General features: G+C 40.6%; 15 protein-coding genes and 1 pseudogene. 15 read left to right on the forward strand and 1 reads right to left on the reverse strand.

The window, feature by feature from the left end; all coding sequences use genetic code 11:
• Positions 1–52: 52 nt before the first annotated feature.
• Positions 53–1216 (forward strand): annotated as a pseudogene (locus C6Y06_RS02440) (IS3 family transposase).
• A gap of 60 nt (positions 1217–1276) precedes the next feature.
• On the opposite strand, the gene tagU reads toward C6Y06_RS02440, so the two are convergent.
• On the reverse strand, positions 1277–2200 hold the full coding sequence (gene tagU / locus C6Y06_RS02445) for a polyisoprenyl-teichoic acid--peptidoglycan teichoic acid transferase TagU (RefSeq protein ID WP_066031668.1): 924 nt from the start codon (positions 2198–2200) through the stop codon (positions 1277–1279).
• Positions 2201–2382: 182 nt separating this feature from the next.
• On the opposite strand from tagU, the gene C6Y06_RS02450 reads away from it, so the two are divergent.
• From C6Y06_RS02450 to C6Y06_RS02515, 14 genes are all read left to right on the forward strand, one after another.
• Complete coding sequence (locus C6Y06_RS02450; protein ID WP_066031669.1) at positions 2383–2706, forward strand: LytA; 324 nt, start codon at positions 2383–2385, stop codon at positions 2704–2706.
• 21 nt (positions 2707–2727) lie between these two features.
• Positions 2728–4839 carry a SpoIID/LytB domain-containing protein gene (locus C6Y06_RS02455; RefSeq protein ID WP_106036474.1) on the forward strand — a complete coding sequence of 704 codons (2112 nt, stop codon included), beginning with the start codon at positions 2728–2730 and terminating at the stop codon, positions 4837–4839.
• 22 nt (positions 4840–4861) lie between these two features.
• The gene (locus C6Y06_RS02460) at positions 4862–6352 is read left to right on the forward strand and encodes an N-acetylmuramoyl-L-alanine amidase (protein WP_066031671.1); all 1491 of its coding nucleotides are present in this window, start codon (positions 4862–4864) and stop codon (positions 6350–6352) included.
• A gap of 343 nt (positions 6353–6695) precedes the next feature.
• A complete protein-coding gene (locus tag C6Y06_RS02465) occupies positions 6696–7268 on the forward strand; it encodes a prolipoprotein diacylglyceryl transferase (RefSeq protein ID WP_034660168.1) in 573 nt (190 codons plus the stop codon).
• Positions 7269–7467: 199 nt separating this feature from the next.
• Entirely contained in the window at positions 7468–8127 is a 660-nt protein-coding gene (locus C6Y06_RS02470; protein ID WP_066031673.1) for a sugar transferase, read from the forward strand.
• A gap of 18 nt (positions 8128–8145) precedes the next feature.
• Positions 8146–9597: a teichuronic acid biosynthesis protein TuaB gene (gene tuaB / locus C6Y06_RS02475; protein ID WP_060597411.1), complete on the forward strand. Its 1452-nt coding sequence runs from the start codon at positions 8146–8148 to the stop codon at positions 9595–9597.
• Complete coding sequence (gene tuaC / locus C6Y06_RS02480) at positions 9594–10778, forward strand: teichuronic acid biosynthesis protein TuaC (protein ID WP_106036475.1); 1185 nt, start codon at positions 9594–9596, stop codon at positions 10776–10778. The genes tuaB and tuaC overlap by 4 nt, the downstream gene beginning before the upstream one ends.
• Positions 10779–10857: 79 nt before the next feature.
• Positions 10858–12192 (forward strand): UDP-glucose 6-dehydrogenase TuaD, encoded by a 1335-nt coding sequence (gene tuaD, locus C6Y06_RS02485; RefSeq protein ID WP_106036476.1) that lies wholly within the window; start codon positions 10858–10860, stop codon positions 12190–12192.
• A gap of 17 nt (positions 12193–12209) precedes the next feature.
• Entirely contained in the window at positions 12210–13139 is a 930-nt protein-coding gene (locus C6Y06_RS02490) for an NAD-dependent epimerase/dehydratase family protein (RefSeq protein WP_106036477.1), read from the forward strand.
• Positions 13140–13178: 39 nt separating this feature from the next.
• Positions 13179–14636, forward strand: a complete 1458-nt coding sequence (gene tuaE / locus C6Y06_RS02495) for a teichuronic acid biosynthesis protein TuaE (RefSeq protein ID WP_066031678.1) — start codon at positions 13179–13181, stop codon at positions 14634–14636.
• A gap of 72 nt (positions 14637–14708) precedes the next feature.
• Positions 14709–15386 carry a teichuronic acid biosynthesis protein TuaF gene (gene tuaF, locus C6Y06_RS02500; RefSeq protein WP_060597405.1) on the forward strand — a complete coding sequence of 226 codons (678 nt, stop codon included), beginning with the start codon at positions 14709–14711 and terminating at the stop codon, positions 15384–15386.
• A 24-nt stretch (positions 15387–15410) separates the two neighbouring features.
• A complete protein-coding gene (gene tuaG / locus C6Y06_RS02505; protein ID WP_060597403.1) occupies positions 15411–16166 on the forward strand; it encodes a teichuronic acid biosynthesis protein TuaG in 756 nt (251 codons plus the stop codon).
• Between the two features lie 19 nt (positions 16167–16185).
• Complete coding sequence (gene tuaH / locus C6Y06_RS02510; protein WP_223251431.1) at positions 16186–17382, forward strand: teichuronic acid biosynthesis protein TuaH; 1197 nt, start codon at positions 16186–16188, stop codon at positions 17380–17382.
• A gap of 134 nt (positions 17383–17516) precedes the next feature.
• Entirely contained in the window at positions 17517–18584 is a 1068-nt protein-coding gene (locus C6Y06_RS02515) for a glycosyltransferase family 4 protein (RefSeq protein WP_034660156.1), read from the forward strand.
• Positions 18585–18618 lie beyond the last annotated feature (34 nt).

Genomic DNA, 18618 nt, shown 5'->3' on the forward strand with positions numbered 1-18618 from the left:
CACCCTTCAAGTGATACACTTAAACTAAGTGCTGATTTGGAGGGTATTTTTTATGAAAAAAAACAAATATTCAGCTGAAATAAAATGGGCGGTTGTGAAAGATAAATTAAGCGGACAGTTTACCAATCAACAAATTATGGATAAATATCATACCAAGAATGTATCTCAGATTAAAACATGGATGAAGTGGTATCGAGGAAATCAGTTACATCAATTCGATCAGCCAATCGGAAAACAATATAGCTTCGGGCATGGACCTGACAATGTATCCAAAGAGGAAAAAGTGAATAGGCAGGTTGAACAGCTTAAGATGGAGAATGAAATTCTAAAAAAGTATTTGGAGATCGTAGAGGGGTTGAAAAGGGAGTAACCTTGTATTTGATCGAGAAATAAAAGGGAGAAATATACAGTAACGTCTGTCTTAAGTATTTTGCAGGTCGCCAGATCGACCTATTATCGTTGGGTATCCGAAGGAATACGTAAAAAATAACAAGTGGAGAAGGCTGTTATTACCTTATGTACCGAAACATCGTTCCGGTACGGGCACCGTAAGATCCGAAAGCTACTTCAGCGTCAATATGGTATCAAACGAAACCGAAATACTGTACAGCGTATCATGCAAAAATACCATCTTCAATGTCGTGTGAAGCGTAAAAGGAAATGGAAATCACAAGGGGAATCTGTCATCATTGCCTCAAATATATGAAATCGGAACTTCACCGCAATACACCCGAATGTAAAATGGGTAACAGATATTACTTATATTCAGTATGGACCGAGAACGCTCTACCTTTCGACCATTATGGATTTGTACAACAACGAAGTTGTTGCCTATACCCTAGATGACCACCAACAGACGTCACTCATATTGGACACATTGAGGGCGGCTTTAGAGAAAAGAAATTTTCCTAAAGGTGTACTTGTGCATTCAGATCAAAGAAGTGTATACAGTTCGTAAGCATATCAAAAGGAGCTGGGGGCAAGGAACCTCACAAGCAGTATGTCCAGACGAGGTAACTGTTGGGATAACGCAGTAATTGAATCATTCCATTCTAGCTTAAAATCAGAGGAATTTATGTTTACAAAGTTCAACTCTATATCAGAAAAAGGTGTCAGACAACGAATCGACCGTTACATCAAGTATTATAATGAAGAGCGTATCCAAGAAAAATTAGGCTACCACGCACCAAAAACATTTGGTAGCATGTCAGCCTAATAAGGGTGTTTTATTTGTGTCTCATTCTGCTATGTCAGTCTAATGAAAGGTGTTTTTTAATTATGAGGCTTCCAAACTTTCCTTCAATTCCTTCTTCACCTTAGCCAGACTGTTATCATCAAGCTGATAATAATAGATGTTATTGATGCGTGCTCCTGTTCCTTTCAGCTCATGCTGCTCCACACGCTGTCTTGCGTCACGGTAGTCATTCATCATCGTCCACATATCATCAAATGACATGTTGGTCTTCATATTGTTTTCCACGACTTTGAACATATCGCCGAACTTCGTAATAGATGAAATGTTTGCCCCTTTTGCAATGATGCCTTCAATGACTTGGCGCTGCCTTTGCTGACGTCCGAAGTCACCCTTTGGATCTTGCTTTCTCATTCTTGTGTAGGCAAGGGCTTGATCACCATTTAGATTAATTTCTCCTGTACCAAATGAATGGCCGTCATAGCTGAAAGCAAATGTGCTGTTCACTGTAATGCCGCCAAGTGTATCGACAATATCCTTAAAGCTTTCCATATTGACTTTCACAAAGTAATCAACAGGTACATCAAGCAATTCCTCTACTGTATCTGCTGCCATTTGTGTGCCGCCGAATGCATAGGAGTGGTTGATTTTATCCATTGTGCCTTTTCCGACAATTTTTGTATACGTATCACGCGGGATACTCACCATCTCGGTCGTTTTGGTTTTTGGGTTAACGGTCATGTATATTAATGTATCCGCACGGCCTCGGTCATTTTTTCTTTCGTCCACACCCATGACTAAAATAGAAATCGGGTCTTTCTTATTTAAATCGACATCTTTGTCACGCTTATCTGACTTCTTTAAATTCTCCTGAATGCCTGCCACGGTTGATGCTGCTGTATTCCAAAGATGATATGCATATCCGCCAGTTGCTAATACGAATAAGCCAATAATCGATAAAACAATCCAAAGAACCTTCTTTTTCTTTCGTTTTCTTTCAGCTCTCATAATGTCCCTCACCTTTTCTATGATTCTTCCATGATTATAGGTTTACGAATCTTGATAAACAAGTTATTTTTTTACTCTGAACCTAGATATAGACGTTGTAACAAAAAAAAGGTTTCAAAAAACCTTAAATTTACCTTAAAATATTAAGTTATAAGACGATACAAAGACATGAGGTGAAAAAAATGAAGAAAATCGTCGTTTTACCGTTCTTAATACTACTACTTGGTATCGTGCTCACAGCATGTGGAACGGCTGAGCAGTCCTCGGGAGAAAACAAGACAAGCAGTTCAACTCCTCAGGTGCTGGAAGAAAAAGCTGAATTTATTGGAATGGCTGATGCACATACAGTCGAAGTGAAAAAAGTGAATACGACCTTAAGCTATGAATTTACGGATAATTTTAAAGATGTGTTAAATGAATTCAAACCAGGAGACACAGTAGAAATCTCTTACTTTATCAATGACAGTGGTCAAAAGGAAATCCAAGAAATTAAAAAAGTTCAATAGAGAGTTGGTGGGATCATTAAATTGAAAAAATTAAGTCTAACTTTTACAACGTTCATCTTACTATTGCTTGTATTTATGCCAAATGATGCTGCAGCGGCAAGCTCAACAATTTCTGTTAAATTATCAAACTATGTTGGGAATAAAACCAACTTTAACATATCATCATCAGGCTTATACAAAGTAACTGGTACAAATGTATCTTCAATCGCTCGATATGATGGTAAGAACCGTTATGAGGTAGCCAATAGTATCGCTTCAGCAGGTTGGAAAAATCCATCTACCATTGTCATTGTAAATCGTGACGCGTTTGCAGATGCTATTTCCGCTACACCTTTAGCTTATAAGTTGAATGCACCTATTTTATATACGAATGCCGAAAAATTAACAAAAACCACTGAAAAGCAAATTAAAAAAATGAGTCCTGATAATATTCTCATTATCGGTGGTACAACAAGTGTTTCTTCAGCAACTGAGAAAACATTGAAGAAATACGGAAAGATCAAAAGAATCAGTGGTAAATCCCGATACGCCGTTTCCCAAAATATCGCAAAAGAGATGGGGAACTATAGTCAAGCTATAGTGGCAACAGGAAGCATTTTTACTGACAGTGCGTCAGTAACACCATACGCTGCAAGAAACGGCTATCCTATTCTGTTAACGAAGAAAGACAGTTTACCAACTTACAAACTTCCAAAAAATGTTGTCATTGTTGGTGGAGAAAAGAGTGTTAGTAAAAAAGTTGAATCTCAAATTAAAAAAACGTCCACAGTGAAAAGAATAGGTGGAGCAAATAGATATGAGGTCTCAGCAAATATTGTAACTGAATTAAACATGAATGCTAATAAGCTATACCTAGCAAATGGTTCTATCTTTACAGATGCTATTACATTTTCGCTTTTAGCAGCCAAGAATAACAGCCCAATGGTACTTGTAAAAGAAAATAGTCTAACATCACCTGTGACATCAATTGTCAAAAAACAGGGGACGTACTCGTTTCAATTGTCTGGCGGAATAAAATCCATTTCAGCAAGTGTACAAGCAAAATTATCAAAAGAATTTTATTTGAAGAATAATAAGGATTATCAATTGAATGTTTCTAACGGGAAAATTTCAATCAAAGGCATCAAGACGTTTGGATCTTCAGTAAGAGTTGTTCCAGAGAAATATTCAACTACAAATGTCATTCGAGTTGCTGGGAAAGCATACTTGGGGAACATGAATTTTGCTGTAGAATCAGGCTATATTCGACCAACAAATGAAAACATCCCTTTTGAAGATTATCTTAAAGGGGTTGTACCGAATGAAATGCCAGCAAGCTGGCATGTTGAGGCATTAAAAGCACAGGCTGTTGCAGCACGTACATATTCTGTAAACAGTATAGGGAAGGTTGTACCAGATACTACAGCATTCCAAGTATATGGAGGATATAACTGGTATACAAACTCTACGAAAGCTGTAGATGCTACAAAAGGCAAGGTACTAAAATATAATAATAAACTGATTTCTGCAACCTATTATTCTAGTAATGGGGGCTACACTGAGGCTAGTGAAGAAGTATGGTCAAGTGCATTTCCTTACCTGGTCGCAAAAACAGATACAAAAGATCCAAAGAATGCTTGGACACTTAAACTATCAAAAAAACAATTGAGTACATCACTAAGTACGTCATCACCAGCATCTTGGTGGAGTAAGACAACAGAAACAAATGCAAGTCAGTTGAAAGGCTTGAAGAGCTGGATTCTAAAAAATAAAGAAACGTCAGCTTCAGACATCAAGATAGCTAATATTTCTAGTGTAACCTTTTCTGGAAAAACAAAAGGGCAGAGAGCAAAAACAGCCTCTTTGAAAGTCAGCTATCACTTAAAAAATAAAACGGGTTCCTATAGTATGAATAAATCAGCGACACTTAGCTTTAAAATGACTGAATTTAGATCAATTCTTGGTGCCACTAATTTAAAAAGCACGTATGCTTCGGTGAAGAACAACACCAATGATTTCACTATCTCAGGAAAAGGATATGGACATGGAGTTGGGATGAGCCAATATGGAGCGAAAATGAGAGCTGAATCAGGAAGCTCATACTCAAGTATTTTGTCATTCTATTATCCGGGTGCAAAATTAACAACAAATTAAAACATCAAAGGAGGTTATAAACGTGCGCTCTATCATAAAAGTTGTATTTTTAAGTGTAATAACCATGTGTTTGTTTCTTCCATCTGCACTTGCTGACAATTCAGTCACAAGAATTGATGGAAAGAACCGGTATGTTGTTGCGGTGAATGCGGCGAAAAAAGGCTGGGCAACATCAAGCACGGCTGTTCTTGTAGGGAAAGATGCATATGCGGATGCATTAAGTGCGGTTCCTTATGCATACCAAAAAAATGCACCTGTTCTTTTTACAAACAGTAGCAGTTTATCTACAGATACAAAAAAAGGCCTTCAAGGTCTAAAAACAAAGAATGTGACTATTCTCGGTGGAACAAAGAGTGTCTCTAGCAAGGTGACAACTCAGCTAAAATCAATGGGTATCTCTGTGAAACGTATTAGTGGTAAGAACCGTTATGACTTAGCAGCAAATATCGCCAAACAAATGAAAAGCTCTAGTACGGCTGTTGTAGCAAACGGCTTTGCTTATGCAGATGCAGTTGCGATTGCACCTTATGCTGCAAAGCAAGGCTATCCAATCTTATTAACAAATGATAAAGGTTTACGTTCGGAAACTTCATCGGTGATGAAAAGCCGAGGGATTAAAAAGACCATTGTCATTGGTGGGGAGTCTAGTGTAAATAAATCAGCTTATGCTAAGTTGCCTTCACCTGGAAGAATTGGCGGAGCAAATCGTTATGAAGTCGCAGCAAATATTGTAAAGAAATACAATATGAGTACAAGTAATACGTATATTAGTAATGGTTTTGCCTATGCGGATGCCGCTTCAGGAGCTAGTATTGCTGCTAAGCAAGGTAAAGCTTTTATTTTCACAAATGAAAAAACATTACCGAAAGCAACTAGACAAATCATTGGTTCAAAGAAGATCACTTCATTTAGTGTTCTAGGTGGTACATCAACTGTGACGAATACTGTGATTTCCCAATTGAAAAGTCCAGTTGTTGGGAAGAAAGTGTTTATTGATCCTGGACATGGAAACCAAGATTCTGGTGCCACTGGATATGGTCTTCTTGAGAAGAACGTGAACCTTGATGTCGCTAAGCGTCTCAATACAAAATTAAATAGTTCTGGAGCACTGCCCGTTATGTCACGTACATCAGATACATTTGACAGTCTTCAAACGCGAGTAAGTAAAGGTGCTTCTGCGAACGCAGATATCTTTATTAGTATCCATGCGAATGCAAATGACAACAGCAGCGCAAATGGAACAGAAACGTATTATGACAAAACATATGCGGCTTCGAACAGCTTGAAACTTGCGCAAAACATCCAGCCTAAAATGGTTAGTGCACTAGGTACAAGAGATCGTGGTGTGAAAACAGCAGGTTTCTATGTTATTAAGTATTCAAAGATGCCGAGTGTCTTGCTTGAAACTGGCTTTATCACTAGCCCAGTTGATTCAAATATTTTGAAATCGGCGACATATAAAGATCGATTAGCTTCAGGTATTTCAAGTGGTGTGTCAGGTTATTTTAAATAAGAAAACATAAACATGAGGGATGCCTAAGTTGCTCCTCTTAGGCTGCTCGAGAACGTCTCTCGGCAGCCTTTTTGATCAATCGTACAAGAGCAAGAATTTATTTTAAAGTAGATGTTTTCATATGGTATCAAATGTATGTACTAATCATGATCTTGCTACAAGAGATCAACTTGCTTCTGGCATTCTCTTATTTTGACACAAGATGAACTGACGGATGAGTGTCAAGTTAAAAATACATTTCATTTTTGGTTATCTTTGTTATAATTGAAACATAGAAGGTGAATGGTTTACGCATGAATCTTCAAGCGACAGCAAATCGACAAATCATGAAGAGGTGACGATCTTGAAAAAATTAATCACAATGCCGTTTCTAGTATTGCTTCTAGGTGTAGTACTTACAGCATGCGGCACAACAAATCAATCAAGCGACAACAATAAGGATGACAGCAAAAAGGAAACAACCGAAGCGGCTGATCAAAAGAAAGAAAATGCTTCAGAGGAAAAAACAGAAGATCAGTCATCTAATGAAAAAGCAGATGATCAAAGCAAAGAAACAGCTGCTCAAAAAGAAGAGCAAGCTGGTCAATCTGATGAAGCGGCAAAAGACAGCTCAAGTAAAGAAATCACAAAAGAAGAACCTGCTAAGGATCAATCAAAAGCTGATTCTAAAACAAAGAAAGAATCAACAACAAATAAGAAAAATGAAGTCACCAAAGAAGGCACATATGTCGGTTTGGCTGATGGACATACCATTGCTGTGAACATTGATGGCAAAGAAGTAGCTATTCAGTTCGGAAATGCGTTTTCTAAACAAGTGAACAGCTTAAAAGAAGAATCAAAAGTGAAAGTAACCTATACAAAAGATGCAAACGGAACCCTTCGATTAAAAACCATCGAATCCGTCAAAGCAAAATAAAGAAAAGACCCAAAGACCCGCAGAATTGCGGGTCTTTTTTACGTTGAAAAGGGCATAACTTGATATAAGTGCACATTCTTAACACAGTTTTACAAGACTTAACAGCGCATTTACATTTGCTTAATGTTGCTCTGATAAACTGACTTTCATAGAACATCTCTTTACACAACAACTACTTTAGATGGTGAGGTGCAGGTCAGTGAGTGCAGAGAAAGCGATGAATCTTTATAGAGAATATGAAGTGAGACGAAACCACTCTTTTGCCTTAACAGAACATATGGTTCGTTATTTATTTGCAAAACGTTTCATAGATTTAATGTTCTCGTTCATCGGATTGATGTTGAGTACGCCAATCATTTTGCTGTTTGCTCTCTTGATTAAGCTGGAAACACCGGGATCAGCCTTTTATATGCAGGAGAGGGTCGGGAAAGACGGTGTTTACTTTAAATTATGGAAGCTCAGATCGATGAGAACCGACGCTGAAAGCGGAGGAGCGAAATGGGCACAAAAAAATGACCCGCGTATCACCAAAGTGGGAGCCTTCATTCGTAAAACAAGAATCGATGAACTTCCGCAATTTATCAACGTGTTAAAAGGAGAAATGAGTATCGTAGGTCCGCGGCCGGAAAGACCGATGTTTACCGCAGAATTTAATCGGACGATTCCAGGTTTTACGAAAAGATTAGCGGTCAAGCCGGGATTGACAGGTCTTGCTCAAGTAAATGGCGGATATGAAATGAGTCCGAGCGAAAAATTAACGCACGACTTACAGTATATTCAAAACTTGACATTTTCTCTCGACACGAAGATTATGGTAAAAACGTTAAAAGTCATCATGACGGGTGACGGAGCCAGATAAGTAAAGTAGGGAAGAGAAATGGCAAGTATGAAAAAACGCATGCTAGGCGGGGCAAAATGGACAAGCTTGTCCGCATTCATCATTACGATTATCCAAATCGCACAGTTCGCTTTTTTAGGGAACGTGATGTCACTGAAGGAGTTTGGACTCGTTGGCATGATCACAACTGTCACAATATTTACGCAGATTTTACTTGATCTAGGGATTGGGGCAGCGATCATCCAAAAGGAACAAACAACAGAACGTCAATTATCTACATTATATTGGATCAATTTGCTCACTGGAATTGTCTTATTCTGTTTACTCATTCTAGTAAGCCCAATGATTGCCGCCTTTTATAACCGGCCGGAGCTGGAGGGTTTGCTCAAACTATTATCCATCATGTTTCTGATTGCACCAATTGGCCAGCAATACCAATACATGATGCAAAAGGACTTAGCCTTTAAAACATTAAGTACCATTGAAGCCATTGCAACCATGATATCGCTGTTTGTTTTACTCGCTTTGGCCTTCTTCATCAATCCGATTATTGCCTATGTCATTTCTCAAGTGCTGCTGCAATCAGGAAAAGGGCTAATGTATGCCGCAGCTTATTGGAAGAAGTGGCGCCCAGCACCTGTTTTTGCATTAGGGGAAGTGAAAGAATTTTTCTCATTTGGAGCATTTCAGCTCGCATCCAGACTGGTCAATCGAGCAGGATCGAACATAGACATGATTTTAATTGGCCGTTTTCTTGGAGCAGAAGCATTAGGTATTTACAGCTTGGCGTATCAAATTGTAACGATCCCGGTGCTGAAGATTAACCCAATCGTGACGAGAGTGGCTTTCCCTGTTTTCGCAAAAAGTCAGCGTGATCACTCCATGCTGCGAGAGGGCTTCCTCAGTATGACGAATATGCTCGCATTGATTAGTTTTCCATTATTAATCGGTCTTGCTGCCGTATCAGATAGCTTTATAGAAGTAGTGTTTGGAGAGAAATGGCTCGTAGCCGTTCCGGTTCTTAACATTTTGTGCATTGTCGGCCTTTTGCGTGTGCTGATGAATCCAAACGGTTCAATACTTCTTGCCAAAGGGAGAGCGGACTTAGCCTTTTATTGGGATACGGGGATGCTCATCGTGTATGGATGCGCCTTATATGCAGGTGTCAGCACAGGCAGTCTGCTCACAGTAGCTTGGGTTTACTCAGGTGTCAGCCTGCTCAACTTTATTGTTGGCAGATGGCTCATGGCGTATGTCATTCAGCTTGATATGAAGGTGTATTTAAAATCACTTGGAAAGCCTGCTGTCATGACGCTGTTGATGGCCGCCTGTGCGGTTTTCTTGCATCAAGGCATGAAGCTGACGTCAGCGGATATTTTACTTCAATTAGGATTGACGATTTGTGTCAGTGCTGCATTGTATGGCTTGCTGCTCATCAAAATGTATCCGCAGGTGGCAGGCAGATTATTGAGAAGAGGTCGTTCGTCATGAAGGTGCTATGGCTGACAAGTGTATATCCTAGTGAAAAACATCCAAGTGAAGGTGTATTCCATGAAACGCAAGTGCAAGAGCTGCTCAAACAAGGAATACAAGTGACCGTCGTATGTCCCAATCCGGTAATTCCACCGGTTTTGCGGATGCTGAAGGCGTCCTATCGGCAGAAAAAAAATCTGCTTGAACAGGAAGTGAGAACCGGAGTGACAGTATACAGGCCGCCCTATACAGCGCTCCCTGGACAGCTGAAATGGGCACAGCCGAGTAAACGAATAGCGGCTTCTGTTCTAGGCGCCATGCAGCGTTTTCAGCTGTCACCAGATTTTATCCATGCGCACTTTGCGATGCCGTCTGGCGGAGCGGCGGCTGTGATTCAGAAAGAAACGCAAATTCCTTATCTTTTGACCTTACATGGCAGTGATGTGAACGTGTATCCGGGCTATAGCAAAGGGGCACATGCAGCCTTTGAAACGGCGGTGAAACAGGCATCTGCTGTTCTGACGGTGAGCGAGGAGCTTGCTAAAAAGACAAATGACATGACAAAGGTGGAAGCGCAATGTCTCCCGCTCGGTATTCCGCTTCAGTCATTTTCTAAAACGGAAGAAGATCAACAAGGCATCAGGAAAAAGTTAGGCTTACCCCTTCACGACAAGCTCGTTGTCTTCGTCGGGCGATTAGTCAAAGAGAAGGGCTTACTTGAATTAGCTGATGCTGTCAGCGGCATGGATGGTGTGAAAGCAGTCTTTGTTGGAAAAGGCCCCCTTGCAAAGGAGCTGGAAGAACGGGCTGGAGCATCCATTGTACTCCCAGGACAGGTGCCGAATGAGCAGGTGAAAGACTACTTAATGGCAGCTGATCTGTTTGCACTTCCTTCCTATAGTGAAGGAATGCCTACCGTCGTCCTAGAGGCGCTTGCTTTAAAAGTACCTGTCATTGCGACACGAGTCGGTGGTCTCCCATCTTTATTTTCTAGCTATCAACACCTGCTCGTTGATCCGCGTTCGACGAATCAGTTAAAAGAGGCCATTCACGCCTATCTTTATGAAAACAGATGGAATGAGCAAGTGAAGAACGATCTTCATCAAATCGTTCACACAGAATATTCATCAGCAAATAATGCGAAACAGCTCATACAGCAATATGAAAAGGTGCTTAATCAATCAATATCCATCGTTTAAACAAGATGAAATGTGCAAAGAATGATAGATAGATAAACCGCTTGGAACGGACAATATGCTTTTACTGAGAGGATGAAAAATGTTGAAGAAAATTGCTGTGATTGGAACAGGGTATGTCGGGTTAGTATCGGGTACTTGTTTTGCTGATATCGGAAATCGTGTCATCTGCTGTGACATCGATGAATCAAAAATCAACAGCTTAAAAAGTGGTGTCGTTCCCATTTATGAACCGGGTTTAAAGGAATTGATTGAAAAGAATACGGAGGAAGGAAGACTGTTTTTTACAACCAATATTCCTGCCGCTATCAGGGAATCAGAGATTATCTATATTGCTGTAGGGACACCGATGACAGCACAGGGGGAAGCAGATTTAACGTTCGTGAAAGCCGTCGCTCAAACAATTGGTGAACATCTAAATGGCTATAAAATCATCGTTAATAAAAGCACAGTGCCCGTTGGAACAGGCCGGCTTGTTAAGGCCATAGTAGAGAAAGCTTCACGAAGTAAATACCCCTTTGACGTTGTGTCAAATCCAGAATTTCTTAGAGAAGGCTCTGCTATTAAAGATACGATGAGTATGGAGCGAGTGGTCATAGGGTCTACAAGCTCTCATGCATTGGAGATCATTAAGGAGTTACATGAACCATTTCAAACAGCAGTGGTTGAAACCAATCTAGAAAGTGCAGAGATGATTAAATACGCAGCAAATGCGATGCTTGCAACCAAAATTTCCTTTATCAATGATATTGCCAATATTTGCGATCGGGTGGGCGCAGATGTTGAAAAAGTATCAGAAGGCGTTGGCCTAGATAGCCGAATTGGGCAGAAGTTTTTAAAAGCTGGAGTCGGGTTTGGAGGTTCCTGCTTCCCAAAAGATACCAAGGCGCTATTAAAAATAGCTGAAACAGTAGGCTATCGTTTTAAACTAATTGAATCAGTTGTCGAAACAAATACACATCAACGAGCGTATCTCGTAAAGAAATTGATGGATGTCTATGGTGAAATAAAGGGGAAAACGATCTCTGTATTAGGATTGGCATTTAAACCTAATACAAATGATTTAAGATCCTCTCCTGCTCTTGATATTATTCCAATGCTGCAAGATCTAGGAGCTTATGTAAAAGCGTATGACCCAATTGCTCACTTAGAAGCGAAGAAGATCCTTGGGAACCAAACGATATTTAGTGACAATCTATATCAAACAATAGAACATTCAGATGCCTGTTTAATCTTGACTGAATGGGAAGAAGTATTAAAAATGGATATGGAGAAAGTCAGAAGACTACTTCAACGTCCAGTTATCATTGATGGACGTAATATATTTGAACCAGAACAAATGAGAAAAAACGGTTTTATTTATCATTCGATCGGTCGTCCTCATGTACAGGATGTTAAGATGTTATTAGAAGCTTGATTTTAGGAGGAACTTGGATGAAGAAAGTATTGGTTACTGGAGGTAGTGGATTTATAGGTTCACATACTGTTGAAAAATTAATAGAAAAGGGATATGAAGCCATCGTGCTTGATAACTTTTCAACAGGTAGGAAGGAAAATATTGCACATTTATCTGTTCCATGTATTGAAGAGGATGTAACAAAACCAGAAGTGATTGAAATCATTAAACAAATCGCACCAGACTACATCATTCATCTTGCTGCACAAGTAAGTGTCGCAGTATCGGTCAATGATTATATATATGATCAAGAAGTGAATATTAAAGGATCTTTGCATGTGATCAAAGCGGCTTCAGAGGCTGGTGTCAAGAAAGTGGTATTTGCCTCATCAGCAGCTGTCTATGGAGATCCAGTGTATCTGCCAGTGGATACCGCTCACCGGCTAAAGCCTGGTTCGCCTTATGGGTTAGCGAAACTCACAGTAGAGCGATACTTAGAAATGGCAAAATCACTGTATGATGTGGACTATTGTATTCTACGGTACAGCAATGTTTATGGTCCGCGACAAGACGCACTTGGCGAGGGTGGAGTTGTCTCTATTTTCTCTGATAAGTTTGCAAAAGATGAGGCTCCTTTCATTTTTGGAGACGGGGAACAAACAAGAGATTTCATTTATGTAGGTGATCTAGCAGCAGCGAATGTTGCGGCTTTAACAGCTCAATCAAACGTTTGTTTAAATATTTCATGTGGTGATTCGATCACTGTGAATGAGCTGTTTCAAACGATGAAGCGGGTGACGAGGTCGCATCTTGAACCAATTTACAAGCCGCAGCGTGCAGGAGATATTGTGCATAGTACATTGGCAAATGAGGAAACGAAACAAGTCTTAGCATGGGAGCCTGTTGTGAGTTTACAGGAAGGTTTGGCTCGTACCATTTCCTACTATGAACAGGAAGTCAAGGCTTAATCCCTCAAATCGGATGGGTTGCTTAGGAGGAAAATGGGTATGAGTGTGAAACAAACAGCATGGCAAATCATGATTGGATGTATTTTGTTTGCAGCAGGGATCGGGCTTGTACAAATGGCAACCGCCCAGCCCGTCGGGTTAAAGAAGATGGTGGCTGTTCCGGTTATACTTTTGATCCTGTCGGCTGCTCTCGTGTTGATGAAGCTATACATGAATGGTGAGCAAATCTTCATGTCAGCCATCTATCTTTTGATTGCATTGACTTTTCTCAACAACGCTTTCTTTTCTATTAGTGCCGGATTCTTTAGTCTTTTTCTCTACCGTATTATGCTTATCGCCGTCTTTGCTTTATTCATATGGCGGATGAGAGATAAGGGGACGTACATATCGCAGTGGCAGCAGATTCGTGTCAAAGGAATTCTTGGTTTTTTCGCTGCATGGTTTCTTTACGGGCTCATCTCACTGCTTTGGGCTCATTCGGTCACAGACGGCCTGAAATATATGTCCCTGCTTGCAATGGGGATGGGGTTTGTCTTTCTTGTCGTCATGTTCATTCAGCGAATGGATCAAGTGGTGACCTTTTATAGCATTTGGCTGGTCATGACTGTGTTTGTGATGGGGATTGGTTTCTATAATCACTTTACATTGAACCATTTACCGAATACCTCATTGTATCTAGGACCAGCGTATAAACAGCACTATCCTACATCTGTCTTTTTTAATCAAAATGACTTTGCGACGTTTTTATCGATTAGTTTCTTTTTATATCTAGCGTGCATGCGTCAAATGAAAAACGGTTATATCAAAGCGTTTGGATTATTAGGGGCAATCGCCGCACTGTATCTCATTTTGTTAACCGAATCCCGAGCCAGTCTGCTTGGCATATTTGCAGGAGTGGCGGTCTATGTATGGCTGCTGCTGCCGCGATTTCTCAAAAAGTGGTCAATCATTGCAGCAAGCGGACTTGTAGTCATCGGTATCGCTGTCTTTTCAGCCAAGATTTATTCGGTTTTTTATGACTTGTTTCTCGCTTCTCAGGTCGCACATTCTTTTAGTGAACCACTCCCGTCTAACATCGCGAGAGCGAATTTGATCAAAAATGCTTGGCACTTCTTTACGAATTCATACGGATTCGGGGTTGGAGCGGGGAATGTGTCTTACTACTTAGCTCACTTTTCGATCTTTGATACAGACCAGGTCGTAGAAGTGCACAATTGGCTGCTGGAATTGATGACGAACTTTGGGTTTGCAGTCATGCTGGGCTATATCTCAGTATACGCCTATCTCATGTTCACACTGTACAAACAATACCAATGGGCTGACACAAGATCGGCAAAAATGATCATTGAGGGGTTGTTTGCAGCCATGCTGAGCTTTCTCGTTTCAAGTATCAGTCCTAGCTCCGTCTCGAATTTATATTTCCACTGGGTATTTTTAGGACTGGTGATCGCAGCGGTGAATATGTTGAAAAATAAACAACGACTCAAGCTGTGGTAAACCGTGTGTGATGCTGCGTGTGTATGGCTACACTAGTGAAAGAGCAAATACGTCAATGTTGGGAGAATGAACATGTCTGGTTTCATATCTAGGATAGGGAAGCGAATCAAAAAGTACATCGTATGGCTCATCCTGCTGCCTGTCATATTAGGCGCCTTTGGTTTCTTTTTTGCTAAAGGAACTACGCAGCAGTCCAGTTACACAGCTGCTGTTACCCTCACTCTTGGTAAATATGATGATGGGGTGTATAACAATATGGCAGAAGTGACATCTCTATTAAAAAGCGATGCATTTCTAAATGAAGCACTCAGTGATGTCAAAGAAGAAGAAAGGCAGGATGTGAAAACCCGTCTCATCCTTACCAATCAATCAGATACACAATTACAGCTGTCTTTCACAGATGCCAATAAGGATCGCGCTTTGGCTGTCGTGAAGCAGGTGTCGGATACATTTCTTAAGCAAGACAAAGCATTATTTACAAAAAGGCAGCAGGTGATTGAAAGTAGATTAGCTGCTCTTGAAGACGAATCTGTCAGCAATGATTCCAAAGTCGATAAAGAACGATTCTTATATGAATTGGAGTCGACAAAGCTTGGAATGAAGCAGGCAAAGATTGTCGATCCTGCACAAGTACTTGATGAGGGCAATAAAGGCATGTCAGCCAAAAAACGTGCACTGCTTGGGCTTGTCATTGGCTTTAGCATCTCGCTCATGTTTGTGGTCTTACCCGAAGTGTTCAAAGAATCTTAATGATGAACTGGAGATGAGTCTTAGGTGAACAATCAACCGTTAGTATCCATCATTACACCGGCGTATAATGCGGAACGTTATTTAACGGATACAGTTCATTCCGTCCTTGCCCAAACCTATTCCAATTGGGAGCTGATCATTGCAGATGATTGTTCTACAGATGGAACGAGAAAGCTATTAGGGGATTTAAGTCAAGCGGACGACAGAATCAACGTCATTTATTTAGAGGAAAATGGGGGAGCTGCCATTGCTAGAAACGCAGCCATCAACCAGGCAAAAGGGCGCTTTATTGCTTTTTTAGACAGCGATGATAAGTGGAAAGAGACGAAGCTTGAAAAACAGGTAGACTTCATGCTGACAAATGATTATGCCTTTACATTTACGGCATATGACATCATTGCAGAAAATGGAGAACCGTTAGAAAAAACCGTCACTGCGCCAGCGAGATTAGATTATAATGAAGCCTTGAAAAATACCATTATCGGCTGTTTAACGGTCATGCTTGATCTTCAAAAGGTAGGACATGTGGAAATGCCGAACATTCGCACAAGGCAGGATTTAGCTACATGGCTGTCTATATTAAAAAGAGGATTTACAGCCTATGGTATGAGCGAACCGCTCAGTGAATATCGCATCGTTGGAAACTCCATCTCTAGCAACAAGTGGAAAGCAGCGAAAAAAACGTGGTTTGTCTACAGAGAAATTGAGCAGCTTCATTTTGTCAAAGCGTCCTGGTGTTTTATGCACTATGCGACAAATGCTGTGAAGAAGCGCTTATAAACAGAAGGGAAAAAAGGTGATAAAGGTGAAAGCAGACTCGATCATACATGTTGTCGTAGCGACGGGAGAATGGGGACAGGACGGACTGAGGTACAGACGGCATCGGTTGGCCGAATTTTTAGCATCTGATCCGGAAACGAAAGAGGTCATCTGGGTATGCCCGTCATCATCTCGTCATACAGCTCCCTTTCAGCCCATAACAGATCGAATGAAGCAATTGGCCATTCCTGATGTGCTCAAGAGTAAATTATTTCGCTTTGGCCGATATCAAGACATGTTCTATATTCATAAATTGTCCCCTCTTCTTGAGCATTTGCGGATGGAGGAAATGAAGGGGATTGCTGTTTGTTTATGGTATACGTTTCCGGGCTTTCCGCTCTTATCTTCCTTATTTGAATGGAAACACATTGTCTATGATTGCAGTGACCTGTGGGGAGAGCCGATAAGCGGCAAACACAACATTCTTTCTTATATGAGGCAGCGTGTCATTGTCAAAGCAGAAAATCGAATCATTAAATACGCACACAGCATTACATGCTCTTCTCAATATTTACACGATCAAATCAAAAAACGTCTTATGGGAGAACCGAAAGATGTGTTTACTGTGGAAAATGGCGTCGAGTACGATGTATTTGCGAAAAGCAATCTTCCATGTAAAGAAGATGTGCTGGAAGGAAGAGAAGGAACCGTGCTTGGTTTTATCGGAGGAATCAAGCCAAAGCTCGATTTTGACATGATGGCTGAAGCTGCTCGCATGCGGCCTGATTGGACATTTTTATTTGTCGGTCCGGATGGAACGAATGGAGATCCATCTTTTCAGCATGCACTCAAACTGCCAAATGTGATTTGGACAGGAGCTGTTGCACCAGAAGAAGTACCTGCTTATATGAAGCTGATTGATGTAGGCATGATGCCATACAAACAATCCCCTTACAATCAAGCGGTGTTCCCTCTCAAGCTTTATGAATTTTTAGCAGCTGGAATACCGGTTGTCGGTTTAAATCTCCCGTCAACGGAAAGGCTAAAAGAGAAGGATGTGTATGAATATTTAGAGGGCGATGATCCTGCGCTCTTCGTAGAAGCCTGCCTGAAAGTGATCAGCAAAAAAGACGACACGACCTATAGACATCTAAGACAAAGCCGTGCAATGAAAAAAGATTGGCACGCGCTGTTCACAAACATGGTGGAACTAACGAATATTAAAGAAAACGCATAATTCATTCGGGATTGTGCGTTTTTATTTGTTTCTTCTTCACCGGGGGAGCTTGTGATCATCCTCTATTCAATTGTATAATGGAAAGAGCGGCCAATATACAAAATACAGATTTCAATTTAGAAGGAGACTGACCTATGGATTACGAACGCGCCTTATTAGCGTTTTTTGTCTCTCTGGCTACAGTTTTAATTGTGACACCAATCGTCAAAAAGTTTGCAATTAAGATTGGTGCAGTGGACCAGCCGAATAAACGAAAAGTTCATGATAAAGTAATGCCTCGAATGGGTGGTTTGGCAATTTTTATTGGGGTAGCGGCTGGAGCATTAGCAGGCGGGCTGTTTCTACATAATAAAATTACAGCAATTTCAGTTGGTGCCGTACTCATCGTCATTTTAGGTATATTTGATGATAAATATAATTTAAGTGCAAAATTTAAATTTCTCGTACAAGTTCTTGTTGCTTGTTTGATTGTGAGCACAGGCTTAAAAATGGATTTTTTCTCTGTTCCTTTTTTAACAGATCGAATTGAGTTAGGCTGGATGGCATATCCCCTCACCGTGCTATGGATTGTCGGCATCACAAATGCCATTAATTTAATTGACGGTCTTGATGGACTAGCTGCCGGTATTTCTGTCATCGGTTTATCAACGATTGCAGTGATGGCATTCTCTGCTGATAAGATTCTGATTCTTTCTTTATCTCTTGTCGTCATTGGCAGTACGATCGGCTTTCTCTTTTACAACTTTCATCCAGCGAAGATTTTTATGGGGGATACCGGTTCGCTATTTTTAGGGTATATGATCTCGGTGCTGTCACTTTTAGGATTATACAAAAGTGTCACTTTGTTTAGCGTCGTTGTCCCTGTGATCATTCTAGGTGTTCCTATATTTGATACGACCTTTGCAATCATTAGACGCATATTAAACAAACAGCCGATTTCAGCGCCGGACAAATCCCATATTCATCATAGACTAATGGCCTTTGGCTTGTCCCATCGCATGGCGGTTATCGTGATTTACATGATTGGCTTAGTCTTTAGCTTAAGTGCGATTTTGCTGACAAGCGCCACCATTTGGTTATCGCTCATCATTATCTTTTTACTGGTAATGTTTATGCAAGTGATTGCGGAAGTCACGGGTTTGGTCAACGAAGAGTTCAAACCATTTACGAAATTCTATAAACGAATGGTGAAAAGACAATAAAAAACAGCCCGTTCCTAGGAACTGGGCTGTTTTT

The organism is Bacillus sp. MZGC1, from assembly GCF_002998605.1.
Lineage (GTDB): Bacteria > Bacillota > Bacilli > Bacillales > Bacillaceae > Bacillus.

What these genes read in the sequence shown, in the direction of transcription:
- tagU (WP_066031668.1), bottom strand. Translation starts at nt 2,200, where the DNA reads ATGAGAGCTGAAAGAAAACGAAAGAAAAAGAAGGTTCTTTGGATTGTT.
- C6Y06_RS02450 (WP_066031669.1), top strand. Translation starts at nt 2,383, where the DNA reads ATGAAGAAAATCGTCGTTTTACCGTTCTTAATACTACTACTTGGTATC.
- tuaB (WP_060597411.1), top strand. Translation starts at nt 8,146, where the DNA reads ATGGCAAGTATGAAAAAACGCATGCTAGGCGGGGCAAAATGGACAAGC.
- tuaC (WP_106036475.1), top strand. Translation starts at nt 9,594, where the DNA reads ATGAAGGTGCTATGGCTGACAAGTGTATATCCTAGTGAAAAACATCCA.
- tuaD (WP_106036476.1), top strand. Translation starts at nt 10,858, where the DNA reads ATGTTGAAGAAAATTGCTGTGATTGGAACAGGGTATGTCGGGTTAGTA.
- C6Y06_RS02490 (WP_106036477.1), top strand. Translation starts at nt 12,210, where the DNA reads ATGAAGAAAGTATTGGTTACTGGAGGTAGTGGATTTATAGGTTCACAT.
- tuaE (WP_066031678.1), top strand. Translation starts at nt 13,179, where the DNA reads ATGAGTGTGAAACAAACAGCATGGCAAATCATGATTGGATGTATTTTG.
- tuaF (WP_060597405.1), top strand. Translation starts at nt 14,709, where the DNA reads ATGTCTGGTTTCATATCTAGGATAGGGAAGCGAATCAAAAAGTACATC.
- C6Y06_RS02515 (WP_034660156.1), top strand. Translation starts at nt 17,517, where the DNA reads ATGGATTACGAACGCGCCTTATTAGCGTTTTTTGTCTCTCTGGCTACA.